23 protein-coding genes are annotated in these 22,533 nt (G+C 72.1%); 10 read left to right on the plus strand and 13 right to left on the minus strand.

All coding sequences use genetic code 11. The features are described 5' to 3' along the window. The first annotated feature begins 121 nt into the window (after window positions 1-121). From AB0L95_RS26115 to AB0L95_RS26125, 3 genes are read left to right on the plus strand one after another with little or no spacing between them, the layout of a single operon-like run. Entirely contained in the window at window positions 122-886 is a 765-nt protein-coding gene (locus AB0L95_RS26115; RefSeq protein WP_365165129.1) for an SDR family oxidoreductase, read from the plus strand. Further along, a complete protein-coding gene (locus tag AB0L95_RS26120) occupies window positions 883-2,541 on the plus strand; it encodes an AMP-binding protein (protein ID WP_365165131.1) in 1,659 nt (552 codons plus the stop codon). The genes AB0L95_RS26115 and AB0L95_RS26120 overlap by 4 nt, the downstream gene beginning before the upstream one ends. Window positions 2,542-2,588: 47 nt before the next feature. After that, on the plus strand, window positions 2,589-3,182 hold the full coding sequence (locus AB0L95_RS26125; protein WP_365165133.1) for a TetR/AcrR family transcriptional regulator: 594 nt from the start codon (window positions 2,589-2,591) through the stop codon (window positions 3,180-3,182). A 55-nt stretch (window positions 3,183-3,237) separates the two neighbouring features. Here AB0L95_RS26125 and AB0L95_RS26130 read toward each other — a convergent pair whose 3' ends face one another. The 7 genes from AB0L95_RS26130 to AB0L95_RS26160 form a co-directional block, all read right to left on the minus strand. Beyond that, complete coding sequence (locus AB0L95_RS26130) at window positions 3,238-4,452, minus strand: acyl-CoA dehydrogenase family protein (RefSeq protein WP_365165135.1); 1,215 nt, start codon at window positions 4,450-4,452, stop codon at window positions 3,238-3,240. Between the two features lie 6 nt (window positions 4,453-4,458). Next, window positions 4,459-5,481 (minus strand): phosphotransferase family protein, encoded by a 1,023-nt coding sequence (locus AB0L95_RS26135; RefSeq protein ID WP_365165137.1) that lies wholly within the window; start codon window positions 5,479-5,481, stop codon window positions 4,459-4,461. A 157-nt stretch (window positions 5,482-5,638) separates the two neighbouring features. Further along, window positions 5,639-6,550, minus strand: a complete 912-nt coding sequence (locus tag AB0L95_RS26140; RefSeq protein WP_365165139.1) for an MBL fold metallo-hydrolase — start codon at window positions 6,548-6,550, stop codon at window positions 5,639-5,641. A 108-nt stretch (window positions 6,551-6,658) separates the two neighbouring features. Then, complete coding sequence (locus AB0L95_RS26145) at window positions 6,659-6,982, minus strand: DUF202 domain-containing protein (protein ID WP_365165141.1); 324 nt, start codon at window positions 6,980-6,982, stop codon at window positions 6,659-6,661. Further along, entirely contained in the window at window positions 6,979-7,371 is a 393-nt protein-coding gene (locus AB0L95_RS26150; protein ID WP_365165143.1) for a DUF202 domain-containing protein, read from the minus strand. Before AB0L95_RS26150 ends, AB0L95_RS26145 begins: the two co-directional genes overlap by 4 nt. 78 nt (window positions 7,372-7,449) lie before the next feature. Beyond that, the gene (locus AB0L95_RS26155; RefSeq protein WP_365165145.1) at window positions 7,450-7,968 is read right to left on the minus strand and encodes an NUDIX domain-containing protein; all 519 of its coding nucleotides are present in this window, start codon (window positions 7,966-7,968) and stop codon (window positions 7,450-7,452) included. A 148-nt stretch (window positions 7,969-8,116) separates the two neighbouring features. Further along, window positions 8,117-9,010, minus strand: a complete 894-nt coding sequence (locus AB0L95_RS26160; protein WP_365165147.1) for a DMT family transporter — start codon at window positions 9,008-9,010, stop codon at window positions 8,117-8,119. Window positions 9,011-9,259: 249 nt separating this feature from the next. Between AB0L95_RS26160 and AB0L95_RS26165 the strand changes: the two genes are divergently transcribed. From AB0L95_RS26165 to AB0L95_RS26175, 3 genes are all read left to right on the plus strand, one after another. Continuing rightward, window positions 9,260-10,915, plus strand: a complete 1,656-nt coding sequence (locus tag AB0L95_RS26165; protein WP_365165150.1) for an FAD-binding dehydrogenase — start codon at window positions 9,260-9,262, stop codon at window positions 10,913-10,915. A gap of 122 nt (window positions 10,916-11,037) precedes the next feature. Next, window positions 11,038-11,811, plus strand: a complete 774-nt coding sequence (locus AB0L95_RS26170; protein ID WP_365165153.1) for a molybdopterin-dependent oxidoreductase — start codon at window positions 11,038-11,040, stop codon at window positions 11,809-11,811. Further along, window positions 11,795-12,427: a cytochrome b/b6 domain-containing protein gene (locus tag AB0L95_RS26175; protein ID WP_365165155.1), complete on the plus strand. Its 633-nt coding sequence runs from the start codon at window positions 11,795-11,797 to the stop codon at window positions 12,425-12,427. The genes AB0L95_RS26170 and AB0L95_RS26175 overlap by 17 nt, the downstream gene beginning before the upstream one ends. Window positions 12,428-12,469: 42 nt before the next feature. Here AB0L95_RS26175 and AB0L95_RS26180 read toward each other — a convergent pair whose 3' ends face one another. The 4 genes from AB0L95_RS26180 to AB0L95_RS26195 all read right to left on the minus strand — a co-directional run bounded on the left by AB0L95_RS26180 (window position 12,470) and on the right by AB0L95_RS26195 (window position 16,331). Then, a complete protein-coding gene (locus AB0L95_RS26180; protein WP_365165158.1) occupies window positions 12,470-13,495 on the minus strand; it encodes an L-idonate 5-dehydrogenase in 1,026 nt (341 codons plus the stop codon). A 27-nt stretch (window positions 13,496-13,522) separates the two neighbouring features. Beyond that, the gene (locus AB0L95_RS26185) at window positions 13,523-14,284 is read right to left on the minus strand and encodes an SDR family oxidoreductase (protein WP_365165160.1); all 762 of its coding nucleotides are present in this window, start codon (window positions 14,282-14,284) and stop codon (window positions 13,523-13,525) included. A gap of 10 nt (window positions 14,285-14,294) precedes the next feature. Next, window positions 14,295-15,692: a gluconate:H+ symporter gene (locus tag AB0L95_RS26190; protein ID WP_365165162.1), complete on the minus strand. Its 1,398-nt coding sequence runs from the start codon at window positions 15,690-15,692 to the stop codon at window positions 14,295-14,297. 99 nt (window positions 15,693-15,791) lie between these two features. Then, window positions 15,792-16,331 (minus strand): gluconokinase, encoded by a 540-nt coding sequence (locus AB0L95_RS26195; protein ID WP_365165194.1) that lies wholly within the window; start codon window positions 16,329-16,331, stop codon window positions 15,792-15,794. A gap of 130 nt (window positions 16,332-16,461) precedes the next feature. Here AB0L95_RS26195 and AB0L95_RS26200 point away from each other — a divergent pair, with 130 nt between their 5' ends. Then, window positions 16,462-17,163, plus strand: a complete 702-nt coding sequence (locus AB0L95_RS26200) for a FadR/GntR family transcriptional regulator (protein WP_365165164.1) — start codon at window positions 16,462-16,464, stop codon at window positions 17,161-17,163. Between the two features lie 75 nt (window positions 17,164-17,238). Here AB0L95_RS26200 and AB0L95_RS26205 read toward each other — a convergent pair whose 3' ends face one another. Then, window positions 17,239-17,613, minus strand: coding sequence for a YchJ family protein (locus AB0L95_RS26205; RefSeq protein WP_365165167.1), 375 nt, complete (start codon window positions 17,611-17,613; stop codon window positions 17,239-17,241). A 163-nt stretch (window positions 17,614-17,776) separates the two neighbouring features. Here AB0L95_RS26205 and AB0L95_RS26210 point away from each other — a divergent pair, with 163 nt between their 5' ends. From AB0L95_RS26210 to AB0L95_RS26220, 3 genes are all read left to right on the plus strand, one after another. Next, on the plus strand, window positions 17,777-18,094 hold the full coding sequence (locus tag AB0L95_RS26210) for a dsRBD fold-containing protein (protein WP_365165170.1): 318 nt from the start codon (window positions 17,777-17,779) through the stop codon (window positions 18,092-18,094). Between the two features lie 12 nt (window positions 18,095-18,106). Beyond that, window positions 18,107-19,414, plus strand: a complete 1,308-nt coding sequence (locus tag AB0L95_RS26215) for a phosphoribosyltransferase family protein (RefSeq protein WP_365165172.1) — start codon at window positions 18,107-18,109, stop codon at window positions 19,412-19,414. Between the two features lie 74 nt (window positions 19,415-19,488). Next, window positions 19,489-20,631 carry a CapA family protein gene (locus AB0L95_RS26220; protein ID WP_365165174.1) on the plus strand — a complete coding sequence of 381 codons (1,143 nt, stop codon included), beginning with the start codon at window positions 19,489-19,491 and terminating at the stop codon, window positions 20,629-20,631. 14 nt (window positions 20,632-20,645) lie between these two features. Here the strand turns inward: AB0L95_RS26220 and polX are convergent, their stop codons facing one another. Beyond that, window positions 20,646-22,373, minus strand: coding sequence for a DNA polymerase/3'-5' exonuclease PolX (gene polX, locus AB0L95_RS26225; protein ID WP_365165177.1), 1,728 nt, complete (start codon window positions 22,371-22,373; stop codon window positions 20,646-20,648). Window positions 22,374-22,533: the final 160 nt, after the last annotated feature.

Below are 22,533 nucleotides of genomic sequence, written 5' to 3' on the forward strand. Positions count from 1 at the left end.
CTGTCATGCTCACGCACCATCGGAGCAGCCCCTTCCCTCGTTACATACCGACCGGTTAGTCTGACGATCGCAGCAGAGCCGACTGCAGCAGAGCCCAGTGGCGTCGCGTCGAAGGAGACCGATGGTGGAAGCCGTGCAGGATGCGGGAGTGGTCGTCACCGGGGCGGGCGGCGGAATCGGGGCCGCCCTGGCTCGCCGCTTCGCCGCCGAGGGGGCCCGGGTCGTCGTCAACGACCTGGACGCCGGGCGGGCGAAGGCCGTGGCCGACGAGATCGGCGGTGTCGCGGTTCCGGGCGACGCCTCCACGATCGTGACCGAGGCACGGGACGCCCTCGGCGGCACGGTCGACATCTACTGTGCCAACGCGGGCCTCGGCTCCGGTGGCACCGAGGCCGCCGGCGAGGACGTCTGGGCGCAGGCCTGGGACGTCAACGTCATGGCGCACGTCCGCGCCGCCCGGGCCCTGCTGCCCGCCTGGCTGGAGCGCGGCCAGGGCCGCTTCGTCTCCACCGTCTCGGCCGCCGGACTGCTCACCATGATCGGTGCCGCCCCGTACAGCGTCACCAAGCACGGGGCCTACGCCTTCGCCGAGTGGCTGTCGCTGACCTACCGCCACCGCGGTCTCAAGGTCCACGCGATCTGCCCCCAGGGCGTACGCACGGACATGCTGACCGCCTCGGGAAGCGCCGGTGAACTGGTGCTCGTGCCGACCGCGATCGAACCCGCGGACGTCGCCGACGCGCTCATGAAGGGCATCGCGGAGGACCGGTTCCTGATCCTGCCGCACTCCGAGGTCGCCGCGTACTACCAGGCGCGCGCCACCGAGCCGGACCGCTGGCTGACGAACATGAACCACCTCCAGCAGAAGTGGGAGTCCGCCCGGTGAGCACGTCCCGTTACGCCGCCAAGCCCTGGCTCGCCCTGCTCGACGACGCCCAGCGCGCCCCCATCAGCCCCGCCGACTCCCTGGTGCACGCCCTGCGCACGATCCCCGGGGACCGCACCGCCCTCGCCTACTTCGACGGCCGCATCACCTACGCGGAGCTGAACGCCCTCACCGACTCGGTAGCCGGGCACCTCGCCGCCCGCGGTCTCGAACCCGGCGACCGGGTCGCGATCATGCTGCAGAACACCCCGCACTTCGTGATCGCCCTGCTGGGGGCCTGGAAGGCGGGCGCGACCGTCGTGCCCGTCAACCCGATGTACAAGTCGGGCGAGGTCACCCACGTCCTGAAGGACGCCGAGGTGAGCGCCCTGGTGTGCGCCGACCGCGCATGGGAGGCGTATCTGCGCGACACCGCCGAGGGCTCGCCGGTCCGGATCGTGCTGACCGCCTGCGAGCTGGATCTGCAGACCCGGGGCGACGCGCGCGTACTGGCCTTCGAGCGGGCGGAACCGGCCGCCGACGCGGACGACCTCGTGGCCGTCGCCCGGCAGGGCCACCCGGCGCCCGAGGGCCGCGACCCGCTGCCCTCCGGCATCGCGCTGATCAGCTACACCTCCGGCACCAGCGGCACCCCCAAGGGCGCCACCAACACGCACGGCAACCTCATGTACAACGCCGAGCGGCAGCGCACCGGACTGGGACAGCCCGAGGTGCCGGTCTACTTCGCCCTGGCGCCCCTGTTCCACATCACCGGCATGGTGGCGGAACTGGCGGCCTGCCTCGTCAGCGGAGGCGTGCTCGTCCTCGCCTACCGCTTCGACGCGGGCGTCGTCCTCGACGCGTTCGCCGAGCACCGGCCGCACTACACCGTGGGCCCCTCGACGGCGTTCATGGCGCTGGCCGCCCACCCGTCCGTCACCCCGGACCACTTCTCCTCCTTCCACGGCATCTCCTCCGGCGGAGCCCCGTTGCCGCCCGCCCTGGTGGAGAAGTTCCGGGCCGGTTTCGGGCCGTACATCCGCAACGGCTACGGCCTCACCGAGTGCACCGCGCCCTGCGCCTCCGTGCCGCCCGGCCGGGAGGCCCCCGTGGACCCCGTCTCCGGGACGCTGGCCGTCGGCGTGCCGGGCCCCGACACGGTCGTCCGTATCGTCGACGACCAGGGGGAGGAGGTGCCGTTCGGCGAACAGGGCGAGATCGTCGTGCGGGGCCCGCAGGTCGTGCCCGGCTACTGGGGGCGGCCCGACGCCACCGCCGAGACCTTCCCCGGAGGGGAACTGCGCACCGGCGACATCGGGTTCATGGACGAACAGGGCTGGCTGTACGTCGTCGACCGCAAGAAGGACATGATCAACGCGTCCGGCTTCAAGGTGTGGCCGCGCGAGGTCGAGGACGTCCTCTACACCCATCCGGCGGTGCGCGAGGCGGCCGTCGTCGGCGTGCCGGACGGCTACCGGGGAGAGACGGTCAAGGCGTTCATCAGCCTCCGTCCGGGCGCCGAGAGCGACCCGGACGCACTCGCCGCGTACTGCAAGGAGAGACTGGCCGCGTACAAATACCCGCGCCAGGTGGAGATCCTGCCCGACCTGCCGAAGACGGCGAGTGGGAAGATCCTCCGGCGGGAACTGCGTTCCCGATCGCAGACGATCCGGTAGACACCGGGCGAACATCGGGAACACCCGAGGAAAGGCAGGTGGCGGCAGTGCCCAGAACGACGGACGGGGACGGTACGCCCGTCCCGCAGCGGCTGCTGGCCGCCGCCACCCGGCTCTTCGCCGACCAGGGGTACGACCGCACCTCCGTGCAGGAGATCGTCGAGGCGGCCGGCGTCACCAAGGGCGCGTTGTACCACTACTTCGGCTCCAAGGACGATCTGCTGCACGAGGTGTACGCGCGTGTGCTGCGCGTCCAGCAGGAGCGCCTCGACGCCTTCGCGGACGCCGACGAGCCGATCGAGAAGCGGCTGCGGGGCGCCGCCGCGGACGTCGTCGTCACCACGATCGAGAACCTCGACGACGCGATGATCTTCTTCCGGTCCATGCACCATCTCAGCCCGGAGAAGTACAAGCAGGTCCGTGCCGAGCGGCGCCGCTACCACGAGCGGTTCCGCGCGCTGATCGAGGAGGGCCAGCAGGAGGGCGTGTTCTCCACCGCCACGCCCGCCGACCTCGTGGTCGACTACCACTTCGGCTCGGTGCACCATCTGTCGACCTGGTACCGCCCCGACGGACCGCTCACCCCCCAGCAGGTCGCCGACCACCTCGCGGATCTGCTGCTGCGGGCCCTGCGGCCCTGAGACCCCGTGCAGATGTGAGGGGCGGCCGTCTCCACGGCCGCCCCTCACGCGTGTCTCACAGGTGCTTCTTCAGCTCCCGGCGGGCCAGGGACCGCTGGTGCACCTCGTCCGGGCCGTCCGCGAGCCGCAGGGTCCGGGCCGCCGCCCACAGTTCGGCCAGCGGGAAGTCCTGGCTCACCCCGCCCGCGCCGTGCAGCTGGACCGCCTGGTCGATGATGTCGACGACCGTGCGCGGGGTGGCGATCTTAATGGCCTGGATCTCGGTGTGGGCACCCCGGTTGCCGACCGTGTCCATCATCCACGCGGTCTTCAGGACCAGCAGCCGCAGCTGCTCCACGGCCACGCGGGCGTCGGCGATCCAGTTGTGCACGACGCCCTGCTGGGCCAGCGCCTTGCCGAACGCGGTTCGGGAGACGGCCCGTCGGCACATCAGCTCGATCGCCCGCTCGGCCATGCCGATCAGCCGCATGCAGTGGTGGATCCGGCCCGGACCGAGCCGCGCCTGGGCGATGGCGAAGCCGCCGCCCTCCTCGCCGATCAGGTTGGACACCGGCACACGCGCGTGGTCGAAGACCACCTCGGCGTGACCGCCGTGGGAGTGGTCCTCGTAGCCGTAGACCTGCATCGCGCGCTTGACGTGCACACCGGGTGTGTCGCGCGGGACCAGCACCATCGACTGCTGGCGGCGGATGTCGGGCCCGTCCGGGTCCGTCTTGCCCATCACGATGAAGATCTTGCAGTCCGGGTTCATCGCCCCGGAGATGTACCACTTGCGGCCGGTGATCAGGTAGTCGTCGCCGTCGCGCTCGATGCGGGTGGTGATGTTGGTGGCGTCCGAGGAGGCCACCTCCGGCTCGGTCATCGCGAACGCCGACCGGATCTCCCCGGCGAGCAGCGGCTCCAGCCACTGCTTCTTCTGCCGCTCGTCGCCGAACTGGGCGAGCACCTCCATGTTGCCCGTGTCGGGCGCCGCGCAGTTCAGCGCGGTGGGCGCGAGGTGCGGGGAGCGGCCGGTGATCTCGGCGAGCGGGGCGTACTGGAGGTTGGTGAGCCCGGCGCCGTACTCGGAGTCCGGCAGGAACAGGTTCCACAGACCCTGCCGACGGGCCTCGGCCTTGAGCTCCCCGACGATCGCGGGGGTGTCCCAGGGCGAGGCGAGCTGTGCGCGCTGCTCCTCGGCGACGGCCTCCGCCGGGTAGACGTGCTCGTCCATGAAGGCGAGCAGCTTGGCGCGGAGTTCCTCGGTGCGCGCGTCGAATGCGAAGTCCATGGCGGATCAGCCTTCCTGCAGGGTGGTCAGGCCGTGCTCGATGAAGAGGGGCACCAGCTCGCCGATGCGGTCGAAGCCCTGTCCGACGGTCTGGCCGAGGGTGTAGCGGTAGTGGATGCCCTCGAGGATCACGGCGAGCTTGAACCAGGCGAACGCCGTGTACCAGGAGACGGCGGTGAGGTCGCGTCCCGAGCGGGCGGCGTAGCGCTCGATCAGCTCGGCCGGGTCGGGGTGTCCCGCCGCGGTGGCGGTGGTGGAGATGGGGGAGTCCGAAAGCCGCAGCGGCACGCTGTACATCACCAGCAGGCCGACGTCGGTGAGCGGGTCGCCGAGCGTGGACATCTCCCAGTCGAGGATGGCGGCGATCCGGTCGTCGTCGCCCAGCAGCACATTGTCCAGGCGGTAGTCGCCGTGGATCACGGTCGGCGCGGGCGAGACGGGCAGCGCACGGCCGAGCGCCGCGTGCAGCTCGTCGATGCCGGGCAGTTCGCGGTTGCGGGAGGCGTCCAGCTGCTTGCCCCAGCGGCGCAGCTGCCGGTCCAGGAAGCCCTCGGGACGGCCGAAGTCGCCGAGCCCCACCTCGGCAGGGTCGACCGCGTGCAGTTCGACCAGGGTGTCCACCAGGCCGAGGAGCGCGTCCCTGGTCCGCTCGGGGCCGAGCGCGGCCAGTTGCGCGGCGGTGCGGTAGGGCGTGCCCTCGACGAAGTCCATCACATAGAAGGGGGCGCCGAGGACCGAGTCGTCCTCGCACAGCAGCACCGGCCGCGGCACCGGGACCGCCGTCGGGTACAGCGCGCTGATCACCCGGTGCTCGCGCTTCATGTCGTGCGCGGTGGCCAGGACATGTCCGAGCGGAGGGCGGCGCACGACCCATCGGGCGGTGCCGTCCGTGACGGCGTAGGTGAGGTTCGACCGCCCGCCCTCGATCAGCCGGCCGGTCAGGGGGCCGTCGACCAGGCCGGGCCGCTCGGCGTCGAGCAGGCCGCGCAGCCGGTCGAGATCGAGACCTGGCGGATGGTCTGGGCTCATCATTGCTCCTACGGACGAGGAAACGGGACCTGGCATCATGATGCCGACCGGTCGGTATGTCGTCCAGTATGGAGCGCGAACGTGATCGGCGCCACGAACGCGTCGTGGCGCCGAGGGAGCCGGGAGGCCGTCACGGCGGCGATGCGCCGCCGCGCTCTCACGCGTGGCAGGCCACCATCTCCCCGCCGTTCAGGACCGCCATGTCGTGGAAGGCCGACAGCAGATCCAGGGGAGTGCCCTCAGGCCGTCCGTCCAGCTCGGCATAGGCGCGGTGCAGATTGGCCACCAGCCGCTCGCTCTCGCGCCACCGCGCGAACTCCCCGAGATCGGTGGCCAGCGCGGCCTGAAGCGGCGTACGCCCCGCCGCGTGGTGCTCCTGCGCCACCTCCGCCACGAACCGCAGATAGCGCTCGGTGCGGTCGAACTCCGACGGGTCGGTGATCCCGCCGTGGCCCGGCACCACCGTCTCGGCGCCGAGGCCGCGCAGCATGTCGAGGGCGCGCAGGGAGCCGCTCAGCGAACCCATCAGGAAGAACGGCGTACCGCCCTCGAAGACGAGGTCGCCGGCGAACAGCACCCGCCGGTGCGGCAGCCACACCACGGAGTCCCCGACGGTATGGGCGACACCGGGGTGGATGATCTCCGCGTCGATCCCGCCGACATGCACCGTCGTCCGGTCGGTGTACGTCAGGTCGGCGCCCTGGATGCGGATGTCCCCGTAGTCGATCCCGGGCCACACGAGCGCCAGGTTGTGCCCGCTCGCCAGCGCCTCCCGTCGGCAGTCGACGTGCGAGACGATCGTCGCGGACGACGCGAACAGGCCGTTGCCGTAGGTGTGGTCGCCGTGGTGGTGGGTGTTGACGACGAACCGCGGCGCGGGCGCCCCGCTCGCCGCGACCGCGGCGGCCAGCGCGCGGGTGCGCCGCTCGGTCGCCGCGGTGTCGACGAGCAGGGTCGTGGACCCGTCCCCCACGAACCCGGCGTTGTTCAGACACCACCCGCCGTCCGGCTGGATGTAGGCGTGCACGTCGTCGGCGAGTGCGAACGTGTACGGCTCCGCTGCGGTCATGGGACCCCCTGAGTTGTTGTCAACGGACGATCAAGCCTGCCAGTCGGCGATGGTTCCGCGATGGCCGGGGGTGCCATGTCCGGAGCCGGCACCCCGCATGCCGGGCGCTCAGAACATCAGGGCGGCCGCGCACAACGCGAGGGCGGCCGTGCAGAGGGTCGCGGCGGCGGCATGGCGGGGACGCAGGCGCGGCGGACGCCCGGCCTCCGCGGTGGCCAGGGCGCGGATGCGGCCATGGGCGACGGCCAGGAAGCCGAGCCAGAGCAGACCGCACAGGGTGACCACGACGAAGCCGGCCCCCGTCCGGTCGTGCAGCGCCGCCTTCGCGGCCAGCACGGCGGCCACCGTGCACGACAGGGTCGTACGGCGCCATGCGAGCCGGGTGCGTTCCGGCTGGAGTCCCGGATCGCGCTCCGGGGCCGGGACGCTCATCCGGCCCAGCCGAAGAGAACGATCACGACCATCGCGACTGCCACCACAGCGACGGCGATGCTCAGCAGCGCCGGGAACCGGGACGCGGGAAGGTCCTCGCCGCGCCGCATCGCCCGTTCGCAGCGCACCCAGTGGTTGATGGCGCGCAGCGTGCACAGGACTCCGGCGGCGAGCAGCCCCAGGGCGAGCCCGGCCCGCCAGGCCCAGCGCAGACCCGGCAGGAACTGGTCCACGGCGAAGCCCCCGCCGATCAGCGCCAGCGCGGTCCGCAGCCAGGCCAGAAAGGTGCGCTCGTTGGCCAGCGAGAAGCGGTAGTCGGGCGTACGGCCTTCCTGCCGGATCTCCTGGGGCGCGAACCACAGCCGGACGTTCCGCACGAATTCGCTCACGAGCAGGACCCTACCGGTCCGCCCTCGAGGGTTCGCGGGGCGCCGACGGGCGCGGCCCGGGTGGCCCGGGCGGGGAGGTCAGGCCGCCGGCCGGCGGTGCTCCTTGAGCCGTTCGTACGCGGCCAGACCGTCCGGGACCCACTCCCACGCGGACAGCCGGCGCTCCACCTCCTCCTCCGGCAGGAAGGCGTGCCAGGCGACCTCCTCGACCTGAGGGCTGACGGGCAGCTCACAGCGGACCTGGTAGACCGCGGACCACCAGGAGCGGCCGGCGCCGTCGTCGTACAGGAACCTGAACAGCGGCTCGGGCCGGGGCAGCCCGCTGACGCCGAGTTCCTCCTCCGCCTCCCGCGGGGCGGCGTCGTCGTAGGTCTCGCCGGCGCCGACCACCCCGCCGACGAACATGTCGTACAGCGAGGGAAAGACCAGCTTGGTGGGGGTACGGCGATGGACGAAGAGCCGCCCCTGACCGTCCCGCGCCTGGATGAACACGCACCGGTGGCGCAGGCCGCGCGCATACGCCTCACCGCGCGGCGACTGTCCGATGACTCTGTCGTTCTCGTCCACGATGTCGAGGAGTTCGTCAGCGGCACTCATGGACTCATCCAAGCAGCCGGACCCGGCGGTCGCCCGGCCGGACCCGGCGGTCGCCCGGCCGGGCCCGGCACCACCGTCCCGGGCGGCCCCGGCACCACCGTCCCGGGCGCGCTGCCGAAGCGGCGACCGCGGGCAGGACCCGTGCTCCTCACCCGGGTTGCAGGTCCTTCTCCCGTTCCGGCTCCGCCGTTCCCCGGGGCATGGCCGGGTGCAGACCGAGCAGCACGATGCCGAGGACGATCCCCGCGAGCCCCGCCGCCTCCCAGGCCAGCGCGCCCGTGTCGGTGTGCAGCCGGTCGCCGAGGAAACCCACCCCGCACACGATCCCGGCCAGCGGCTGGGCGGCGGTCAGCGCGGGCAGGGACATCCGCAGCGGCGCCGTCTCGAACGCGCTCTGCACCAGGATCAGCCCCGTCACCCCGAGCACCAGCACCCCGTAGGGCTGCCAGCCGGTGATGAACTCCGCCCAGCCGCCCGCCGTGAGCCGCTGTCCGCTGACCCGGGTCAGGGCGTCCTGCACCCCGTACAGCAGCCCCGCCGCGAGGCCCAGCAGCACCGGCCCGATGATCAGCCGGGACTGCTTCGCATACGTCGTCAGCAGCAGCGCCAGACCGACCATGACGCCGATGATCAGCCAGTGCCGTACGGGATCCGTGACCGCGACGCCCGCTCTGGGACGGCCTGCCACGATGAACACGGTGACGCCGCCGGCGAGCAGCGCGAGCCCAGCCCACCCCTGACGCCCCAGCGACTGCTTGGTCTGCCGACGGGACTCCGCCAGCGCGAACAGCAGGTTCGTGGCGACGAGCGGCTCGACCAGGGAGATCTCGCCATGGGCCAGCGCGACGGCGCTGAGCGCCATGCCCACCACCATCAGGCCGATGCCGCCGAGCCAGCGAGGCACCTTCATCAGGTCCAACAGCAGCCGTGGCGAGAGGAAGTCGCTGAGCGGCGCCTGCTGCGCGGCGTTCTGCTGCAGCACGAACCCGGTGCCCAGGCAGAAGGCCGCGCTCACGGCGAGGGCGAGAACCAGTACCGACACGCTGTACCTCGATGATTCAGCGGGGTCACGGGATGCGTATCACGCCGACTGTAACGCCCCGGGCGGGCGCCCGCCCGGGGTTGACCGCTTCCGGTCGGGCCCCGCCCGGCCATGACGGCCCGCGCGACAGTGCGGACGGCGCCGGGTACCCGGAAACAGGCGGTTGACGCCGTCACTCTTCCTGCCGAAGGATCTGACCCGTCGGTAACCCCCGAACCGACTGGTCGTCACGGCGAGAGGATCGGGCCCATGGGCTACGACGCTGATGTCATCGTGATCGGGGCGGGCCTCGCCGGGCTCGCCGCGACCGCGGAACTGGTCGACGCGGGCCGCAAGGTGATCCTGCTGGACCAGGAGCCCGAGCAGTCGATGGGCGGCCAGGCGTTCTGGTCCTTCGGCGGCCTCTTCCTCGTCGACTCGCCGGAGCAGCGCCGGATGCGGATCAGGGACAGCCACGCCCTGGCCCTTCAGGACTGGATGGGCACCGCCGCCTTCGACCGCCCCGAGGACCACTGGCCGCGGAAATGGGCGGAGGCGTACGTCGATTTCGCGGCGGGGGAGAAGCGGGCCTGGCTGCACCGGCAGGGCGTCCGTTTCTTCCCGGTGGTCGGCTGGGCCGAACGTGGCGGGTACGACGCCACCGGCCACGGCAACTCCGTCCCCCGTTTCCACATCACCTGGGGGACCGGCCCCGGGGTGATCGCACCGTTCGTACGACGGGTGCGGGCCGGGGTCGCGCGCGGTCTCGTCCAGCTGAGGTTTCGTCACCGGGTCACCGGTCTCTCGCGCAGCGCGGGCACGGTCGACACCGTCACAGGGGAGGTCCTGGAGCCCTCGGACGTGGCGCGGGGCAAGGCCAGCAGCCGCACGGTCACCGGGGCCTTCGAGCTCAGGGCGCAGGCGGTGATCGTCACCTCGGGCGGCATCGGCGGCAACCACGACCTGGTCCGCGCCAACTGGCCCGAGCGCCTCGGCACTCCGCCGGAGCGGATGGTCTCAGGTGTGCCCGCGCACGTCGACGGCAAGATGCTCGGCATCGCCGAGGGGGCGGGCGCCCGACTGATCAACCGCGACCGCATGTGGCACTACACCGAGGGCCTGCACAACTGGGACCCCGTCTGGGAAAACCACGGCATCCGCATCCTGCCGGGCCCCTCCTCCCTGTGGTTCGACGCCCACGGCCGGCGCCTGCCGGTCCCGCTCTTCCCCGGCTTCGACACCCTCGGCACCCTCGAACACATCATGCGGACCGGGTACGACCACACCTGGTTCGTGCTCGACCAGAAGATCATCGGCAAGGAGTTCGCGCTCTCCGGCTCCGAGCAGAACCCCGACCTGACCGGCAAGTCGGTCCGGGACGTGCTCGGACGGGCCCGCGCGGATGTGCCCGGGCCGGTCAGGGCGTTCATGGACCGCGGCGTCGACTTCGTGGTCGAGAAGGACCTGGGGGCGCTCGTGCGCGGCATGAACGCGCTCACCGAGGAGCCGCTCATCGACGAGGCCGCACTGCGCCGTGAGATCGTCGCGCGCGACCGGGAGATCCTGAACCCGTTCACCAAGGACCTCCAGGTGACCGCGATCCGCGGGGCCCGCCGCTTCCTGGGCGACCGCCTGATCCGCACGGCCGCCCCGCACCGCATCCTCGACCCCAAGGCGGGCCCCCTGATCGCGGTGCGGCTGAACCTCCTCACCCGCAAGACGCTCGGTGGCCTGGAGACCGATCTCTCCGCACAGGTGCTGACCGAGGGCGGCGACCCGCTCTCGGGGGTCTACGCGGCCGGCGAGGCGGCGGGCTTCGGCGGCGGCGGGGTGCACGGATACCGCTCCCTGGAGGGCACTTTCCTGGGCGGGTGCCTCTTCTCGGGGCGCACGGCCGGACGCGCGGCGGCGAGGGCGATCGGCTAGCGGGTCGAAGACGCCTTGAGAAGGGCCCGGTTTCTGAGAACAGGGTGAGAAGATATGACGGATTGCTGACGTCCACCCGTCCCCCCTGGCCCCGAGGGGGTGCCCGGTGCTCGAATCGGTCTGTGAACTCTGAACGACCCGAACAGCGGGACGCACCGGAGCCCGCGGACCGGGAGACACCCGAACCCCCCGCGACCGGCACCCCGATAGGCCGCCGGGTGCTGCTGGGAACCCTGGGACTCGGCGCGCTCGGTGTCGTCGCCGCACCCACGCTCCAGCGCGGCCTGGAAGGCTTCCTCGGCAGTGTCTCCGGCAAGGACCCGACAGGCCTGACCGGTCTGCTGCCCAACGGCGGCGGCTTCCGCTACTACTCCGTGACGGCGTCCGTGCCGAACCGGGGCGAGACCGACTACCGCCTCACCGTGGACGGCCTGGTCGACCACCCGAAGACCTACACGCTCGCCGACCTGCGGGCCCTGCCCCAGACCCGGCTCGTGCACGACGTCCAGTGCGTCACGGGCTGGCGGGTGCCGAAGACACCGTTCGAAGGAGTACGGCTGGCCGCGCTGCTCGACGCCGTGGGGGTCCGCTCCTCCGCCGGAGCCGTCCGCTTCACCTGCTTCGACGGGGCGTACACCGAGAGCCTCACCCTCGAACAGGCGCGCCGCGACGACGTCCTGGTCGCCCTCCGTATGAAGGACAAGCCGGTCACCCACGACCACGGCGGCCCGGTGCGGCTTTATGTGGCGCCCATGTACTTCTACAAGTCCGCCAAATGGCTCTCCGGCATCACCGTCACCCGGGACGTGCGTCCCGGGTACTGGGAGGACCGGGGATACGACGTCGACGCCTGGGTCGGCCGGTCGAACGGACGGGACGATGCCCCCACGAGTTGACGCCGCACACCCCGTCTCCGCCCCTGCCCAGGTACGGCGCTTCACCCGCGCCGAGCGCTGGGTGCACCGGGCGACGGCCGCGCTGATGGGTGTGTGCGTGGCCACCGCCGCCTGTCTGTACATCCCGGAGTTCGCGGAACTGGTGGGCCGCCGCGAACTGGTCGTACGGGTCCATGAGTGGGCCGGGCTGCTGCTCCCGGTCCCCGTCCTGGCGGGCCTGGCCTCCCGTGCCTTCCGCGCGGACCTCGGCCGGCTCAACCGGTGGGGCCCGCACGACCGGATCTGGCTGCGCGCGGCCCTGCGCCGGGAGCGGCGCCGCGCGTCCCGTCCCGCGGGCAAGTTCAACGCGGGCCAGAAGACGTACGCGGCCTGGATCGCGGGCGCCACGCTGGTGATGCTGGGCACGGGACTGCTGATGTGGTTCACCCACCTCGCCCCGCTGGTGTGGCGCACCTCGGCGACGTTCGTCCACGACTGGCTTGCCCTGACGATCGGTGTGGTGCTCGCCGGGCACATCGGCATGGCCCTCGGGGACCCGGAAGCCCGGCACGGGCTGCGCACCGGACTGGTCAGCCGCGGCTGGGCGGAGCGGGAACATCCGCTGTGGCGGCCGTAGGCGCCGGGCGGGGCGGGCCGACCGCGGCCGTCCCGCCCCGCGTCAGTCCCCGAAGTCCAGCAGCACCTTGCAGGACCGGCTGCGATCCGCGGCCAGGGCGAAGGCCGACTCGGCCTCCCGCACCGGCACCACCGCGCTGATCAGCGCGTCGAACGCCGGCTCGGCCGCGAGCAGCCGGAGCGCGTCGTCGAACTCGGTGTCGAAGCGGAACGCCCCGCGCAGCTCGATCTCCCGGCTGACGACCAGGTTCCCCGCGAAGGGACTGTGCCCCGGCGGCAGCATGCCGAGCTGGACCACGGCCCCGCCCCGCCGCACCAGCCGCAGACAGGTGTCGAGCCCGGCGGCGGTCCCGGACGCCTCGATCGCCACCTCGATGTCCAGGGGCCATCCGGCGTCGTCCGGGTCGTCCGCCCGTACGAGGACGTCGGCGCCCACCGCCGCGGCGAACTCCAGCGCCCGGGGCTGCAGATCCGTGACCGTCACCGAGGCCGCCCCCGCCGCCTTCGCGGCCGCCACCACCAGAGCGCCGATCGGCCCGGCCCCGGTGACCAGCACCCGCCGTCCGGCCACCGAACCGGCCCGCCGCACCGCGTGCATCGCCACCGCCAGCGGTTCGGCGAGCGCCGCGCGGCGCGGTGCGAGACCGGCCGGGAGGGGTCGCAGCTGTCCTGCCGGGACGCTCACGCGGGCCGCGAAGGCGCCCTGGACGTGCGGGTCACGGGCCGCACTGCCCAGATAGCGGGTGTCCCGGCACACGTTCGGCCGGCCGTCCGCACACTCCGGGCAGGCGCCGCACGGAGTGGCCGGGTGCACGGCGACCGCGGTGCCCGCCGCGGGACCTGACGCCCCGCCGCCGTAGGCGACGACCGTGCCGACCACCTCGTGCCCGGGCACCAGCGGCTCCGTCAGCCGGAAGTCCCCGACCCCGCCGTGCCGCCAGTAGTGCAGGTCCGAGCCGCACACCCCGCCGTAGCGGACGGCGACCAGCGCCTCGCCGGGGCCGGGCACCGGGACGGGCAGTTCGTCCACGCGCAGGTCGCCCTGGCCGTGGATCACGCAACCGAGCATCGAAGCCCCTTCCGCTTCACGCACCTCTCACAGCACGCTCGTCATGCCGCCGTCGACGTACAGCACCTGCCCGCCGACGAAGTCCGCCGCGGGGGAGGCGAGGAACAGCACCCCGCCGACCAGATCCTCCGTGCGTCCCCAGCGGCCCGCCGGGGTGCGCCGCCGCACCCAGGCGCTGAACTCCTCGTCCTCGACGAGCGGCCGGGTCAGCTCGGTCTCGATGTAGCCGGGGCCGAGCCCGTTGACCTGGACCCCGTGGGGGCCCCAGTCCGCGCACATGCCCTTGGTGAGCATCTTCAGCGCGCCCTTGGTGGCCGCGTAGGGCGCGATACCGGGGCGGGCCACCTCGCTCTGCAGCGAGCAGATGTTGATGATCTTCCCGTGACCGCGCTCGGTCATCCGCCGGGCCGCCTCCCGGCCCACCAGGAACGCGCTGGTGAGGTTGGTGTCCAGGATCCGGTGCCAGTCTGCGTCGGAGAACTCCAGGAGCGGGGCGCGCAGTTGCATGCCCGCGTTGTTGACCAGGATGTCGAGCGGCCCGACCCGCTCCTCGACATCTGCGATGCCCGTGGCCACCGAGGGACCGTCGGTCACGTCGAACGCGGCCGTGTGCACATCCCCGGGCAGGCCCGCCGCGGCCTGCGCCAGCCGGCCGGGATCGCGTCCGTTGAGGACCACCGTGCAGCCGGCCTCCAGCAGACCGCGGGCGAGAGCGAGCCCGATGCCACGGCTGGAGCCGGTCACCAGCGCCCGGCGGCCTGTGATGTCGAAGAGCGGGTGAGCCGTCATCGCCGTACTCCTAGATCACAAGGGACAGCAGGAGCACCAGGCCGCCGGCGACCACCGAGATGATCGTCTCCATGACGGACCAGGTCTTGACGGTCTGTCCGACGCTCAGCCCGAAGTACTCCTTCACCAGCCAGAAGCCGGCGTCGTTGACATGGCTGAAGAACAGCGAGCCGGCGCCGATGGCCAGGACCAGCAGAGCCGTGTGGGTTGTCGACATGTCGGCCGCGAGCGGCGCGACCAGACCGGCCGCCGAGACGGTCGCCACGGTCGCGGAACCCGTCGCGAGCCGGATCGCCACCGCGATCAGCCAGGCGAGGAGCAGGGCCGGGATCGACCAGTCCTTGGATATGTCCAGGACCATCTGGCCCACGCCGCAGTCGATCAGCGTCTGCTTGAAGCCGCCGCCCGCGCCCACGATGAGCAGGATGCCTGCGATGGGGCCGAGCCCCTTCTCGACGGTCCCCGCGATCCGTTCCTTGCTGAACCCGGCCGGGCGGCCCAGCGTGAAGACGCCGACGATCACGGCGGCGAGCAGGGCGATCAGCGGGGAGCCGATCACGTCGAAGACGCGCTGCACCATCTTGGCGGGGTCGTCCACGACGATGTCGACCAGCGCCTTGGACAGCATCAGGACGACCGGGAGCAGCATGGTGGCCAGCGTGGCGCCGAAGCCGGGACGGTTCTCGAGTTCCTCGGAGGCGCGCGGCGGGAGCATGCGCTCCGGCACCGGGGCGTCCACCCAGCGACCGGCGACCTTCGAGAACAGCGGACCCGCGATGATCACCGACGGGACGGCCACCAGCACACCGAGCGCCAGCGTCACACCGAGGTTGGCCTTGACGGCGTCGATCGCGACCAGCGGCCCCGGATGCGGCGGGATCAGACCGTGCATCACGGACAGACCCGCGAGCGCCGGGATGCCGATCCGCATCAGGGAGTAGTTGCCCCGCTTGGCGACCATCAGCACGACGGGGATCAGCAGCACGATGCCGACCTCGAAGAACAGCGGCAGACCGATCACCGAGGCGATCAGCACCATCGCCCAGGGCATCGCACGGCCCTTCGCCCTGGCGAGAATCGTGTCGACGATCTGGTCCGCGCCGCCGGAGTCGGCGAGCAGCTTGCCGAGGATCGCGCCCAGGGCGATCAGGACGCCCACACCGGCGACGGTCGCGCCGAGCCCGGTGGTGAAACTGGTGATGGCCTTGTCGAGCGGTGCCCCGGCGAACGCGCCGAGCGCGAGCGAGCCGACGGTCAGCGCCAGGAAGGCGTGAAGCTTGAATTTGGTGATGAGCAGCACGATGACGGCGATGCCTGCCACCGCCGCGATGCCGAGTTGAGCGTGGCCCGCCGACGTGATCGGCTCGACGGTGTCCGCTGCCAGCATCTCGACGCTGAGTCTGGTCACGGGGGTCCCTTGGGTGAGGTGGGGAGAGGAACTCTCGGTTTCTGGTGGGGAAGGCCTCGGGAGCCGCGCCCTTGCGGAGGCGGCGCCCGGGGCCGGGTGTTACTGCGAGGGCTGGGCGGAGGACTCTTCGAGGTCGCTCAGCGCGTCCACGGCACGGGCGGTGATCTCCTCGGGACTGCCCGAGACGTCCACCGCCACTCCCGTCTCGTCCCGCTCCAGCGGCTGGAGCGTGGCGAACTGGGAGTCCAGCAGCGCGGTGGGCATGAAGTGCCCCTTGCGATGCGCCATGCGGTCCTCGATGAGCTTCCGGTCGCCCGTGAGGTGCACGAAGACGACGCCGGGAGCAGCGGCTCGCAGCCGGTCGCGGTACGCCCGCTTCAGCGCCGAGCTGCTGACCACCCCGCCGAGCCCCGCCCGCTCGTGCGCCCAGGCGCCGATGGCGTCCAGCCAGGGCCACCGGTCCTCGTCGGTGAGCGGAACACCGGCCGACATCTTGGCGATGCTGGCCGGGGGGTGGAAGTCGTCGCCCTCGGCGTAGGGAACGCCGAGCCGAGCCGCGAGCAGGGGACCGATCGTGGTCTTTCCCGTGCCCGCGACGCCCATGACCACGACGACATGGGGGGTGCGCACTTGCTGCATCGTGCTCTCGCTGTCTTCGTCGACATCTGATGTCGACGTCACTGAAACCGATTAGGTACGACGAATTCAAGACTCTGTGACAAATAAGTCTGACTTTTTCTTTCCGTGACCCGCCTCGTACGCTGAGCACATGACCACTCCGGGCCGGGGGCTGCACGGCCGTGTACTGGACACCCTCGGCCCCGCGATCACTGCGGGCGAGTACCCGCCGGGCAGCGTCCTGCGCACCGACGAACTCGCCCAGCACTTCGAGGTCTCCAGGTCCGTGATGCGCGAGGCGGTCCGGGTCCTGGAGTCGATGCACCTGGTCGAGTCCCGCCGAAGAGTGGGCGTGACGGTCCGGCCCAAGGCCGAGTGGAACGTCTACGACCCCCAGGTCATCCGGTGGCGCCTGGCCGGCGCCGACCGCCCGCACCAGCTGCGCTCGCTGACCGTGCTGCGCTCCGCGATCGAACCGGTGGCGGCGGGCCTGGCCGCCCGCAGTGCCACGGCCGAGCAGTGCGCCGAGCTGACCGAGTGCGCCCTGGGCATGGTCGCGAACTCACGCGGCCATCAGCTGGAGGGATACCTGATCCACGACATGGCCTTCCACCGGACGATCCTGGCCGCGTCCGGCAACGAGATGTTCGCCCGCCTGGGCGATGTCGTCGCGGAGGTCCTCTCGGGCCGCACCCACCACGACGTGATGTTCGAGGACCCCGACCCGGCCGCGGTCACCCTGCACGTCCAGGTCGCGGAGGCGGTACGGGAGGGCGACGCGGCCCGCGCGGAACGGCTGACGCGGGAGATCACCGTCGGCGCCCTGCAGGAGCTGGACATACTCGCGCCGTAGGGGGAACCGGCGGCGGGCCGGAGACCGGCCTCGGCCGCCAGGCCGGTGCCCGCCCCCGTCGTGGCGCGGCCCGTCTCAGTCGAGGAAGTCCCCGTCGACGTACACCCAGGCCCCGTCCACCCTTTCGAACCGGCTGTGTTCGTGCAGGGCCCCGCCCCGGTAGGAGGCGCGGAAGGTCACCGTCCCCGTGGGGTGGAACGCGGACCCGCCCGTGGTCTCCAGGACCTCCAGCCCCGTCCAGCGCATCCCGGGATCGAGGTCGAGCCGCTCGGGCCGGGTGCGCGGATGCCAGGTCCGCAGCAGATACGCCGTGTCCCCCCGGACGAACGCGCTGTACCGCGACCGCATGAGCGCCTCGGGGGTCGGCGCCGCCGCGGCGCCCGCGTGGAAACGGCCGCAGCACTTGTCGTAGGCCTCGGGCAGCCCGCACGGGCAGGAACGCGTGGTCATGACCGCCATTGTGCCCGGTGGGGCGCGGGGCCCCGCGGGACGGGCGGGCGAACGGGGTTTCGGATCCGCTTTCGTGCGCACCCGCCCCATCGGAGTCACAGTGGAGGAAGGGCGTGCGCGCCTCTTCGGCGCCGCACGGCACCGGTGTGAGGAGGTACGGAAGATGACGTCGACCCGAGCCACCCGCAGCCGGCCACCCGCCGCCAAGGAGTGGAACCTGCGTCTCTACCTCTCCGAGCACGACCCCGCCACCACGGCCCGGGTCGTCCTGGACACCGGTGACAACCTGCTGGAGAGCTGTGCCGCGGCACACCGCAACCCCTACGACCTGGCGGTGCCCGAGATCGGGGACGAACTCGCCGCCGGGCGCGCGCTGATCGCGATGGGCCAGAAGCTGCTGCGGGCCGCCGCGGGAGACATCGAGGAGACCGGAGCGCCGGAGGAGGCCCCACCCGCCCCGCTGTGGCTGCCCCGGGAGTGAGGAGGCCGAGCCGTGCTCTTCATGGATCGTCAGGAAGCGGGCCGGCAACTGGGCACACGCCTTGAGCACCTCAGGGGCCGGAACGCGGTCGTGCTGGGACTGCCCAGGGGAGGGATTCCGGTCGCCTTCGAGGTCGCGCGGGCGCTCGGCGCGCCGCTCGACGTCTGCCTCGTCCGCAAGCTCGGCGTGCCGTTCCAGCCCGAGCTGGGCATGGGAGCCATCGGCGAGGACGGCGTGCGCGTCATCAACGACGCCGTGGTGCGCGAGGCACGCGTCACCCGGCAGGAACTCGCCGAGGTCGAGGAACACGAACGCGAGGTCCTCGACCGACGGGGCCGGCGCTACCGCGGCACGTACGAGCCCGTCTCCGTCGAGGGGCGGACCGTGGTCGTGGTCGACGACGGGGTGGCCACCGGGTCGACCGCCCGGGCGGCCTGCCGGATCGCCCGCGCCCGGGGCGCCGAGCGGATCGTGCTGGCGGTCCCCGTCGCCCCGAGCGACTGGACCGAACGACTGGGCGGGGAGGCCGACGAACTGGTGTCCGTGGCGACACCGCGCGACTTCTACGCGATCGGCCAGTTCTACGCCGACTTCGCCCAGACCGACGACGAGGAGGTCGCCGACTGCCTGAGGCGGGCGGCGGGCCGCCCCGCCGCGGCCGCCGCCGCGTCCCGGTCCCCGGACACGGAGACCGAGGTGACCGCCGGTGCCGTAAGGCTCAAAGGGCAGCTGACGGTGCCCGAGGACGCGCCCGGGATCGTGGTGTTCGCGCACGGCAGCGGCAGCAGCCGGCACAGCCCGCGCAACCAGTTCGTGGCGAGCGGCCTGAACCGGGCCGGACTCGGCACCCTGCTGTTCGACCTGCTCACCGAGGAGGAGGAGCAGGACCGGGCCAATGTGTTCGACACCGGCCTGCTGGCCGGACGGCTGGCCGACGCCACCGACTGGCTGCGCACCCGGGCCGGGTACGAGGGCCCGGCCGTCGGCTACTTCGGCGCCAGCACCGGAGCCGCCGCCGCCCTGTGGGCCGCCGCGGAGCCCGAGGCCCGTATCGCCGCGGTCGTCTCCCGCGGCGGCCGCCCCGACCTCGCCGGGCCCCGGCTGCCGGCGGTGACCGCCCCCACGCTGCTCATCGTCGGCGGAGCCGACCCGATCGTGCTCGACCTCAACCGTCAGGCGCAGGCCCGGCTGCACTGCGAGAACCACCTCGCCGTCGTCCCCGGCGCCACCCACCTGTTCGAGGAGCCCGGCACCCTGGAGGTGGTGACCGACCTGGCCCGCGACTGGTTCACCGACCATATGGCCCCGGCCCACGTGTAGCGGCCCCACCCGCCACCTGTGCGGGATGCCCGCCGTCCCTCGCCCCGCGTACGCGACCGCCTTAGCGTAGGAGGGTGGACGAGGGCGAGGGCGTGGTCACGCTGTTCCTCGGCGGCGATGTCATGCTCGGCCGGGGAGTCGACCAGACCCTTCCGCACCCCGGTGACCCGGCGCTGCGGGAGGCATACCTCCAGGACGCCCGGGACTACGTCACCCTGGCCGAGGCGGCGAGCGGGCCGATTCCCCGCCCGTCGGACTTCGCCCGCCCCTGGGGCGAGGCCCTGCCGGTCCTGGCGGCCGCCGCGCCCGACGTCCGGGTCATCAACCTGGAGACCTCGGTGACCCGCGAGGACGACTTCGAGCCGGGCAAGGGCGTCCACTACCGCATGACTCCGGCCAATCTGCCCTGTCTGGCGGCGGCCCGCCCGGACGTCTGCGCCCTGGCCAACAACCATGTGCTGGACTTCGGCCGCCGAGGCCTCGCCGAGACCCTCGACGCCCTGTCGGGCGCCGGACTGCGCACCGCCGGGGCGGGACATGACGCGGCCTCGGCCCGCCGTCCGGCGGTCGTGCCGCTGCGCGGCGGCGGCCGGGTGCTGGTGTTCTCCTTCGGCATGCCCTGCAGCGGGATCCCCGAGCACTGGGCCGCCACCGAGCAGCTCTCCGGCGTGGACCTCCTGCCCGGCCCCTCGATGGCCTCCGCGGCGGCGTTCGCCGACCGGTTGCGCCGCCACAAACGCCCGGGAGACCTCGCCATCGCCTCCGTCCACTGGGGCGGCAACTGGGGCTACGAGGTCTCACGCGCCCAGGTGCGGTTCGCGCACGCGCTCGTCGACGCGGGCGTGGACATCGTGCACGGGCACTCCTCGCACCACCCGCGCCCTCTGGAGGCATACCGCGACCGGCTCGTCCTCTACGGCTGCGGCGACCTCGTCGACGACTACGAGGGCATCGGCGGCTACGAGCACTACCGGGACGATCTGCGGCTGCTGTACCTGGTCACGGTCGAGGCGGACACCGGCAGGCTGGCCGGTGTGCGGATGGTGCCCCTTCAGTCGCGCAGGATGCGGCTGGAGCACGCCACGACCGAGGACGCCGCATGGCTGCGGGCCGCCCTCGACGGATGCAGCCACGCCCTCGGCACGCGCGTCGACCTCGACCCCGACGGCACGCTCCGCTTCCGCTCCCCGCCCCCGGGGACGTCAGCCGTTCGGTGAGAGCCCGGCACCCCTCACCCGGATCTGCCCTTGGCCAGGAACCGGCGCAGCCGGCGCAGTGGCCAGGTGTTGATGACGTCCTCCGGGGTGAGCCAGCCGCGCTGTGCGGTGCCGACGCCGAAGCGCAGCTGGGCGAGGTGCGGCACGGAATGGGCGTCGGTGTTCACAGCGAACCTCGCGCCGTGCTCCCGGGCGCGCAGGATGTCCTCGTCGCACAGGTCGAGCCGGTCGGGCTGGGCGTTGACCTCCAGCGCGGTGCCCGTGCGGGCGCAGACCGCGAACACCTCGTCCCAGTCGGCGTCGACCCCCGGCCGCCTGCCGATCAGACGCGTGGTCGGATGGCCGATCACATTGACGTACGGGTTCTCGCACGCCCGCACGAGCCGCCTGGTCATCGCCTTGCGGTCCAGGTCGAAGTGGGAGTGCAGGGAGGCCACGCACAGGTCGAAGCCCGCGAGGAACTCGTCGGGCCAGTCCACCTCCCCCTCGGGGCCGATGTTCAGCTCGGTGCCGTGCAGCAGCCGCATCTTGTGACGGGTGCCGTCCAGCTCCCGCAGCCGCTCCCGCTGGGCGAGCATCTTCTCGTCCGTCATGCGCTGCATGTACAGACGGGGCGCGTGGTCGGTGACCGCGTAGTACGCGTAGCCGCGCTCGGCGGCGGCCTCCACCATCGTCTCCAGTGACGCGAGGCCGTCGGTGAGGTCGGTGTGGGTGTGCAGATCCCCGCGGATGCTCCGCTCGGTCACCACCTCCGGCAACTCGCCGCGCAGCGCCGCCTCGATCTCCCCGCGGTCCTCACGCAGCGTCGGCGGGATCCACGGCAGACCGAGCCGGGCATAGACGTCCTCCTCCGCACGGGAGGCGAGCGACTCGCCGCTGTCCACATCGAAGAGACCGTATTCGGACAGTTTCAGCCCCTGCCGGACGGCGAGGGTGCGGGTGCGGATGTTGTGCGCCTTCGACCCGGTGAAGTACTGCAACCCGGCCCCCCACGACTCCGGCGGCAGCACCCTCAGGTCGACCTGGACGCCCTTGGCGGTGCGGATCGAGGTCTTCTTCGTGCCCTGGGCGATCACCTCGGCAGTCGACGGCAACGCGCACAGTGCCTCCATGAAGGGGGCGGACCGCTTCGCCGCGACCAGTACGTCGATGTCCCCGACAGTCTCCCGCACACGGCGCAGGGACCCGGCGTAGGTGCAGCGCTTGCAGCCGGTCACGCCGGACAGCTCGGCGACGATCTGCTCGGCCGTGTCGACGGCCAGGTGCAGCGGGATACGGCCGCCCGTCTGCCGGAGCAGGGCGATGCCGTGCAGGATGTTCTCCTGCGTCTTCGCGCCGAAGCCCTTCAGATCGCTCAGGGCGTCCGCCTCGATCGCGGCGGCCAGCTCGTTCACCGACCCGATGTGCAGGTCCTCGTAAAGCCGCAGCGCCTTCTTCGGCCCCAGCGTGGGGATGGTGATCAGCTCGCGCACCCCGGCGGGGATCCTCGAGCGGCGTTCCTCGACCGCAGAGACCGACCCGGTGCGCAGATACTCGAGCACCTTCTCGGCGATCGACCGGCCCACGTTCGGTATCCCGCGCAGCCCGTCGGCGTCCAGCCGGGAGATGTCGTCGGGGTATCCGCCGATGGCACGCGCGGCCTTCTCGTAGGCGCGCGCCTTGAACGCGTCGCCTGCCGTGATCGCGATGAGGTCCGCGTACTCCTTCAGGAGCGCCTCGACCTCGTCGTTGGGCCGGGCCACACCTCAAAGTCTAGGAACGGCGGTCCCGCCCGGGCCAGCCGGAACGCCCGGCTCCCTGAAAGCACGAGCGGCGCCGACCTGCTACAGGTCGGCGCCGCTCACCATGTGTCCGAGGGGGGACTTGAACCCCCACGCCCGATAAAGGGCACTAGCACCTCAA

Source organism: Streptomyces sp. NPDC052036 (assembly GCF_040680495.1).
GTDB lineage: Bacteria > Actinomycetota > Actinomycetes > Streptomycetales > Streptomycetaceae > Streptomyces.

Coding starts and splice junctions, on each gene's coding strand:
- AB0L95_RS26115 (WP_365165129.1), top strand. CDS start 122: ATGGTGGAAGCCGTGCAGGATGCGGGAGTGGTCGTCACCGGGGCGGGC.
- AB0L95_RS26130 (WP_365165135.1), bottom strand. CDS start 4,452: ATGGACTTCGCATTCGACGCGCGCACCGAGGAACTCCGCGCCAAGCTG.
- AB0L95_RS26135 (WP_365165137.1), bottom strand. CDS start 5,481: ATGAGCCCAGACCATCCGCCAGGTCTCGATCTCGACCGGCTGCGCGGC.
- AB0L95_RS26140 (WP_365165139.1), bottom strand. CDS start 6,550: ATGACCGCAGCGGAGCCGTACACGTTCGCACTCGCCGACGACGTGCAC.
- AB0L95_RS26145 (WP_365165141.1), bottom strand. CDS start 6,982: ATGAGCGTCCCGGCCCCGGAGCGCGATCCGGGACTCCAGCCGGAACGC.
- AB0L95_RS26155 (WP_365165145.1), bottom strand. CDS start 7,968: ATGAGTGCCGCTGACGAACTCCTCGACATCGTGGACGAGAACGACAGA.
- AB0L95_RS26165 (WP_365165150.1), top strand. CDS start 9,260: ATGGGCTACGACGCTGATGTCATCGTGATCGGGGCGGGCCTCGCCGGG.
- AB0L95_RS26175 (WP_365165155.1), top strand. CDS start 11,795: ATGCCCCCACGAGTTGACGCCGCACACCCCGTCTCCGCCCCTGCCCAG.
- AB0L95_RS26180 (WP_365165158.1), bottom strand. CDS start 13,495: ATGCTCGGTTGCGTGATCCACGGCCAGGGCGACCTGCGCGTGGACGAA.
- AB0L95_RS26185 (WP_365165160.1), bottom strand. CDS start 14,284: ATGACGGCTCACCCGCTCTTCGACATCACAGGCCGCCGGGCGCTGGTG.
- AB0L95_RS26195 (WP_365165194.1), bottom strand. CDS start 16,331: ATGCAGCAAGTGCGCACCCCCCATGTCGTCGTGGTCATGGGCGTCGCG.
- AB0L95_RS26200 (WP_365165164.1), top strand. CDS start 16,462: ATGACCACTCCGGGCCGGGGGCTGCACGGCCGTGTACTGGACACCCTC.
- AB0L95_RS26205 (WP_365165167.1), bottom strand. CDS start 17,613: ATGACCACGCGTTCCTGCCCGTGCGGGCTGCCCGAGGCCTACGACAAG.
- AB0L95_RS26210 (WP_365165170.1), top strand. CDS start 17,777: ATGACGTCGACCCGAGCCACCCGCAGCCGGCCACCCGCCGCCAAGGAG.